The 6,339-nt window shown below is 57.8% G+C and carries 6 protein-coding genes; 2 read left to right on the top strand and 4 right to left on the bottom strand.

The genetic code is table 11. From position 1 onward, the window contains the following. Positions 1-350 precede the first annotated feature (350 nt). Positions 351-764 (bottom strand): hypothetical protein, encoded by a 414-nt coding sequence (locus E4P00_RS28940; RefSeq protein ID WP_005783897.1) that lies wholly within the window; start codon positions 762-764, stop codon positions 351-353. Positions 765-921: 157 nt separating this feature from the next. On the opposite strand from E4P00_RS28940, the gene E4P00_RS28935 reads away from it, so the two are divergent. Both E4P00_RS28935 and E4P00_RS28930 read left to right on the top strand, forming a co-directional pair. Beyond that, positions 922-1,887, top strand: coding sequence for an arsenic resistance protein (locus tag E4P00_RS28935; protein WP_248133521.1), 966 nt, complete (start codon positions 922-924; stop codon positions 1,885-1,887). An 87-nt stretch (positions 1,888-1,974) separates the two neighbouring features. Then, the gene (locus tag E4P00_RS28930; protein WP_248133520.1) at positions 1,975-3,582 is read left to right on the top strand and encodes a hypothetical protein; all 1,608 of its coding nucleotides are present in this window, start codon (positions 1,975-1,977) and stop codon (positions 3,580-3,582) included. A 22-nt stretch (positions 3,583-3,604) separates the two neighbouring features. Here E4P00_RS28930 and E4P00_RS28925 read toward each other — a convergent pair whose 3' ends face one another. From E4P00_RS28925 to E4P00_RS28915, 3 genes are all read right to left on the bottom strand, one after another. Continuing rightward, positions 3,605-4,765 (bottom strand): Fic family protein, encoded by a 1,161-nt coding sequence (locus E4P00_RS28925; RefSeq protein WP_032878370.1) that lies wholly within the window; start codon positions 4,763-4,765, stop codon positions 3,605-3,607. 198 nt (positions 4,766-4,963) lie between these two features. Then, positions 4,964-5,635 (bottom strand): hypothetical protein, encoded by a 672-nt coding sequence (locus E4P00_RS28920; protein ID WP_005783902.1) that lies wholly within the window; start codon positions 5,633-5,635, stop codon positions 4,964-4,966. Positions 5,636-5,721: 86 nt separating this feature from the next. Next, entirely contained in the window at positions 5,722-6,321 is a 600-nt protein-coding gene (locus E4P00_RS28915) for a TonB family protein (RefSeq protein ID WP_248133519.1), read from the bottom strand. Positions 6,322-6,339 lie beyond the last annotated feature (18 nt).

Below are 6,339 nucleotides of genomic sequence, written 5' to 3'. Positions count from 1 at the left end.
GCTTGCAGGTGGTATTGGTAGTGGCGAGCTGCGACAAGGCCCAGAAATCAGGCGCAGCAGTGCTCAACTGACGGAATGTGATGCAAATGTGGGAGGGGGCTTGCTCCCGATGCAGTGTGTCAGTCACTGAGATGTCGACTGAGACTCTGTCATTGGGAGCAAGCCCCCTCCCACATTTTGATACGCGTCAGTCTGCTGAGGTTGTCAGCGACTGAGATGCTGAGCTTGCAGGTGGTATTGGTAGTGGCGAGCTGCGACAAGGCCCAGAAATCAGGTGCAGCAGTGCTCAACTGACGGAATGTGGTGCAAATGTGGGAGGGAGCAAGCCCCCTCCCACATTTTGATATGTGTCAGTCTGTTGAGGCTGTCAGCGCCTGGGATGCTGCTACATAGTCCGCCTGGAACTGCGGCGATTCGATCCACGCCAACGCAGCGGCCTCGTCATCGCTGTCAGTGGCCCACTGCCGATATTCAATCAGCGCCGCCAGGATAAAGTCGGTCGCTTCCTCTTCACCTTCCTGCTCCAGCACCAGCGCCAACAGCGGGTGTGCGAGGAATACCGCGCACAGTGCCTGCTGGCTGATCTCGCCTGCGGTGCGCATCTCGACGAACAGTTCGGTCAAGTCCACCGATTCAAGATCGATGCGGCTGTCGTCGCCGGCGAACGCATCCGGCTTGGCCGCGACGGCGCGCTGGGTGCGGTTTTGCTTGGCCTTGGTCTTTGCCCGCTGGGCGCGTTTTTGCTGCTTGTTCGGCGAAGCCATGGGCTCAACATCCTTGGGTTCTGGATCGGGGTGGAGTATTGAAGCGCAGGTTGGGGTAAATCCCAAGGAAATCCGGGCGGGTTTGGTCGTTCATCGCGCTCGACCACCAGGCCATAGATCAATAGGCTATGCCTTTGTCATCTGCCAGAGCGTCTTCATGACCCGCGATGCCCTTGAGCATAACCAGATCCCCTTCTATTTTGTCGCCATCCTGCTGGCCGCTGCCTGTGGTGTGTTCGCGCCTCTAGTGGCTCACGGCTTGAGCGTATTGATCACGCCCGCCATCGCGGTATTGATGTACGCGATGTTCCTGCAGATTCCTTTCCTCGATCTGCGCCAGGGTTTGGGCAATATTCGCTTTGTCTCGGCGTTGTTGCTGGCCAACTTTGTTCTGGTGCCATTGCTGGTGTGGGCGCTGACCCGTGGCCTGCTGGGGCATCCCGGGCTGTTGGTGGGGGCCTTGCTGGTGTTGTTGACGCCCTGTATTGATTACGTGGTGGTGTTCACCCACATCGGCAAGGGCGATTCGCGGTTGATGCTGGCGGCCACACCGTTGCTGTTGCTGTTGCAGTTGGCACTGCTGCCGGTGTACCTGGGTTTTATGCTGGGCGCACACTCGGGTGTGGTGGTTGAGATCGGCCCGTTTATCGAGGCATTCCTGTTGTTGATCGTGGTGCCGATGCTGCTGGCTGTGCTGACGGCCTACCTGGCGCGACGATCAAGGCTGGTCGACAAATGGAGCAGTGCGTGGGCGTGGTTGCCGGTGCCGGCGATGGCCCTGGTGCTGTTCGTGGTGATCGGGTCGCAAATCACATCGGTGATGCGCGACTTCGACCTGTTGCTGCCAGTGCTTGCGATCTACCTGGGCTTCGTACTGCTGGCGCCGTTGATGGGGATCCTGGTTGCGCGACTGTTTGCGCTGCCTGCGCCAAGCGCACGGGCGGTGACGTTCAGTGCTTCGACGCGCAACTCGCTGGTGGTATTGCCATTGGCGCTGGCCTTACCGGAGGACATGCGCGGGTTGGCTGCGGCGGCGGTGATCCTGCAAACCCTCGTCGAGTTGGTGGCCGAGTTAGTCTACGTTCGCCTGATTCCGGCAGTGGTGTGGCCCGCAAGTCGATAAAAGCGTGAATGTTCAGGTTTGTTCAGGCGCTATTCAGGGCAGTGCTCGGCACCATACGCCAGCGCTTCCCACCTGACAGGTCACCCGATGGATCATCGCAACCGTTTTCGCCTGGAGTCCTTGGGCCTCTTTCTGATCGCCCTGTTGTTGTTCACGTTGGGGATCTGGGATCAGCAGCCCCAGGGCTTTGATGGGCGTTGGGCGTTGTTCATGCAGGAAATGTTTCGCCACGGCGCCAGTTTTTTCCCTACCACTTACGGTCAACCTTACGCGGACTACCCAGGCACTGCGACCTTCTTCAGTTTTGTATTCGCGCGCTGGTTTGATGCGCCGAACCATCTGGCGAATGTGCTGCCCACCGCGCTTGCATCGGCCGGTGTGATCGCACTGATGTACCGCCTGCTGGCGCCGTTCAGTCGCCCATGGGCATTTTTGACGGTGCTGCTGACGCTGCTCACCACCCAGTTGCTCGAAAAATCGCGCTCGGTCTGCCTGGACCAGATGATCGCGCTGCTGTGTGTCGGCAGTTTCTATCTGCTGCACAGTGGCGAGCGCCTGGGGTCGCGGCTGCGGCAATTGGCGGTGTTCCCGTTGTTCGTCCTGGCCTTTGCCATTCGTGGCCCCCTGGGGTTGATTGAGGTCTGTGGGGTGGTGTGCGTGTATTGGGCGCTGGGCAGGCCGGGCGAACGCGTCCGGCAAGTCCTGATCCACGGCGTTATCGGCCTGGTGCTGCTAACAGTGTGCTGGTGGCTGCTGATGAAGCTTGCGCGATTGAGTGGCGGTGATGCCTTTGCTGATGAAGTGTTCAGGATGCAGGTCGGCGGGCGCCTGGATGAGTCCGGTGAGCCGTTCTATTTCTATTTCCAGCTGAGTTTGTACCGTTACTTCCCGGTGGTGCCGCTGGCGTTAGCCACTCTGGTCGCGCTGCGCCATCGCTGGCCGGAGCGCTGGGTCGACGGGCAGCTGCAACTGCTGGTGCGCCTCGGGGCGTGTGGCTTGATGATTCTGCTCGGGTTGTCGGTGCCGCACTTCAAGCGCGCTTATTACATCTTGCCGATGGTGCCGATGTTTGCGGCTGTCGCGGCCTATGGGCTGCTCCAGGCGCAAGGCTGGCTGTTGGGCGTGCGCCGTTGTTACGAAGGGCTTGTCGCAGCGTTACCGGCGTTGTGCGTGGTTGTGTTGTTTGTGTGTCGGAACGCCTGGCACAAGCAGGGCTATTGGCCGGATATTTCCCTGCCGCTGATGATTGGTGTGTTGGTGGTGTTGCAACTCGCGGCGTTGATTGCCTGGCGCCGGCCGTTGCGTCTGGTATGGCTCAGCGTGATCGCACTGGCGGCGCAATGGTTGTTGCTGGTAGCGGTGATAGAACCGGCCAAGGACCTGCAATTCGACACCCGACGGTTTGTCAGCCAGGTGGAGGCACTGCGTGAGTCGCAGCCTGGCCCTTTGGTGTTTGTCGACCTGGCCCGGGACACCTGGGCGGTGCGCTACATGATGAACCTGGATCACGATGAGCAGCCACTGTTTGTCGGGCGTCACCAGCTTGAGAAACTGAGTGAGCTGCCCCGGCCATCCTGGGTGATTGTGCCGCGCAAGGAGACTGCGCTGTTGAAGGGCTCGCCGGTGGAGCAATTGGCGCCAAGCTTTGCGGGGCGGCTGAATGACAATCCGTTGATGGTGTTTTTGCTGAAGTGAGGGGGCAACTTGGCGGGCCTCCTCATGGATAAGGTTTGTCCAGCTGCTCAGGGATAAAGCCTTCTTCGCGCAGGGATTTGATAACCCCTCTGATCAAATAATTATTTGAGAACCCGATTGTGTACTGCCGAGCGCCTGGACTGATGGGAAGCAGCATCCCTTGGTCGACCAGTTTTTTTATTTGATAGGTTCTTTGGGCGGCGGACAGTGTCGGTAGAGCGTCAGCGATATCGCCCGACTTGACCACCTTCAGTTGGATCGCCGTGCTCAGAATTTTCTCTTCAAGAGGCGTTATCCATGCGCGGTCTTTCGCCAATGCAATGGTGGGGGCAAGAATGTGCCTGGTCAGGTAGCGGTAGTCCGTCAGCCTGCTGACTTTCTCTAATTCATCTCTAATGCCTGCCAGCACATACGTACACCAAGCCTCAAGGCCTTCCTTGGTGCCTGTGTCAGCGGTGGAAAGCATCGAGTAATACTTTTCGCGGTCGATACAGAAGACTGCCGTCGGATTCAGGACTCGGCCGCCAGCGCTGACGTTGAAGCCGTACTTCATCAACATTGCGTACGTCAGAAGGCGCACGACGCGGCCATTGCCGTTGCCAAATGGGTGGATCCAGCCAAACCGGTGGTGGGCCAGCGCGACTTTCATCAGATCGTACTTGGGGGCATCCTGCTTATTCACAAAGGCGACGAGTTCTTGCATGTAGCCTGGCACCATCACCGCCTCGGGCGGGAGGTGATCGGACTGGGCAATGCTGACCCCGGACTCGCGGTAAGCACCTGGCGTACGATCACCTTCGCGTTGCAGTCCCTGGACGGTGATTGAGTGAAGCTCTCGAATCGCAAACTCCGTGAGATCAGCGCCGGTCTGCATGATGCTTTCGACGTAGTCCATGGCCTTTTCGATATTCGCAATTTCCCGCAACGGATCTGAAGCCTCGGCTGCCCCTTCGACTTTGCTTTCGATGTAGTCGGCCAGTGTCGTGTGGTTGCCCTCGATACGTGCAGAGCCCAGGCTTTCCAGCGTATGAAACAGGGCTTTCAACTGGAAAAAAACAGCAGGCGGTGTATCGCCACCCAGTTGCAGGCGGCGCAGGTGTTCCAGCTCGCTCAGAACATCAACCAGGCCCGAGTCGAACGAGGGGTTCAATAGCTCCAGATCGTGATGAGCAAACTCGGGCATATGGAAAGTATCTCCAATTGATATTTTGATTATCTCGAAAGCAGGCTGATTTGATGCCCGTAGGGAAGGCGTTAGGGGCCTGATGAGGCCCTACACTATCTCAAAAAAACAGTTCGGATAAGTGAAAAACATCCCCAATGAAACTAGGTCCGGTTGGCTTTGGTCAGGGTGCCCAAGCTGTATCCGGACGGGAGCAAGCTATTTGCAGCGATACCCCTCAGGCATCGTCACCGTGTAATTGCGCTGCACGCGGTCCTGGAAGTTCAGGTTCTGCAGGCCCTGCTGTACCAGGAAGGCTTCGACCTTCGCCGCCTGGCAATCGTCGTTATAGGACGATACTCGAAGCACATACACCGCGCGCCTGCTCGCCTCGTCCCGAGCGGTAGCCCGGAAGGTGGTGAGGGTGGTGTAACCGGTGCGTTCCGATGTGCCTACCGGGCCATAGGAGGTGTTCGGAGTGCTGGTGCAGGTCAGTTGATCGGTCTTTTTCTTGTTCTTCTTGCACTGCGTGGTGGTGCTGTTTGCTACCTGGCCATACTCGGTAGCGGTGTAGCGGTAAGTGACCTGCTTGCTTTCGACATCAAGGGTGATGGTCATTTTGATCGGTGCATGGTTCTTGGGCAGCGTGGTGTCGGTAAAGACATTGCGAAAGCCCTGGTCCTTCATGGCGCTGACCATGTCGCGCAGGTAGTACCGGGCATTGAGTGCGTTTTCGTCGCTGCCCCCGACAGACGTCACCAGTACGGTTGCCTGGCGGTCGAAGTGATAGTCCGGATCGGGTGTCGCGTTGATCGCTACGTCCATTTGCGTGGCGCATCCACTGAGTAGTGCAGTCAGCAGTAATAGCGAGCAGAGCAAGAGGCGTGTCATGAAAGAAACCTTACAGCTGTGAATGGGGTAAAGGGTGGACGATTGAAGCCAGTGAAAAACAAGCCTCAATCGCTCTGGGGCTTAGCTTAGCCTGCGCAGGATGGGGTCACGCAAAACACAAAGGGTGCGCGCACCTCGACTTCACCATCCTTGAGAACTGACGCAGGCGGAGCAGGCATTGGCGATGCTGCTGGAAGAGATGCCTGCACGGCAGCAACAAAAAGCTCAGAGCCTGAGTGACTGATCACGCGCTGACGCAACAAGTTGCCGTGGGCATCGATGATGAATTCAATATTGACCTGGCCTTCCAGCCCCTGCGCCTGAGCGTTTGCCGGGTAAAATTTGAACAGTTGTATATGGCTTATCAACTGTTGTTCCCATAGCTGCTGTTCTGCCAGTTGCTCTGGGGAAGGGGTTCTTGCGCAGGCGCCAAGCAGCAGGGCAAGTGCGATCCAGCAATACTTCATACATATTTCCTTGAGCATTTTTTGCGTCCGTACTATCTGGCGCCACAGAGTATTCAAATCCAGGCGCTTGGAAGGCTCACTCCCTCGACGGCTCTCTCGATGGGCCTGATCGGTGCCGGTATCGTGATTGCCTGACTCAAGGTGCTCCTGCTCGGCATTCGGGTCCAGGGTGATCCAGGGCCCATTAAATCGCAGGCAATAAAAAACCCCAAGGAACATTGTTCCTTGGGGTTTCTC

This window comes from Pseudomonas sp. B329, from assembly GCF_023127835.1.
In the GTDB taxonomy this organism is placed as follows: Bacteria; Pseudomonadota; Gammaproteobacteria; order Pseudomonadales; family Pseudomonadaceae; genus Aquipseudomonas; species Aquipseudomonas synxantha_A.
The sequence above is the reverse complement of the archived record's forward strand: the minus strand, read 5'-3'. Positions and strand labels throughout refer to the sequence as shown.

Bases quoted from the DNA above. Each gene is read 5' to 3' on its own strand.
- E4P00_RS28940 (WP_005783897.1), bottom strand. From the start codon at position 764: ATGGCTTCGCCGAACAAGCAGCAAAAACGCGCCCAGCGGGCAAAGACC.
- E4P00_RS28935 (WP_248133521.1), top strand. From the start codon at position 922: ATGACCCGCGATGCCCTTGAGCATAACCAGATCCCCTTCTATTTTGTC.
- E4P00_RS28930 (WP_248133520.1), top strand. From the start codon at position 1,975: ATGGATCATCGCAACCGTTTTCGCCTGGAGTCCTTGGGCCTCTTTCTG.
- E4P00_RS28925 (WP_032878370.1), bottom strand. From the start codon at position 4,765: ATGCCCGAGTTTGCTCATCACGATCTGGAGCTATTGAACCCCTCGTTC.
- E4P00_RS28920 (WP_005783902.1), bottom strand. From the start codon at position 5,635: ATGACACGCCTCTTGCTCTGCTCGCTATTACTGCTGACTGCACTACTC.
- E4P00_RS28915 (WP_248133519.1), bottom strand. From the start codon at position 6,321: ATGTTCCTTGGGGTTTTTTATTGCCTGCGATTTAATGGGCCCTGGATC.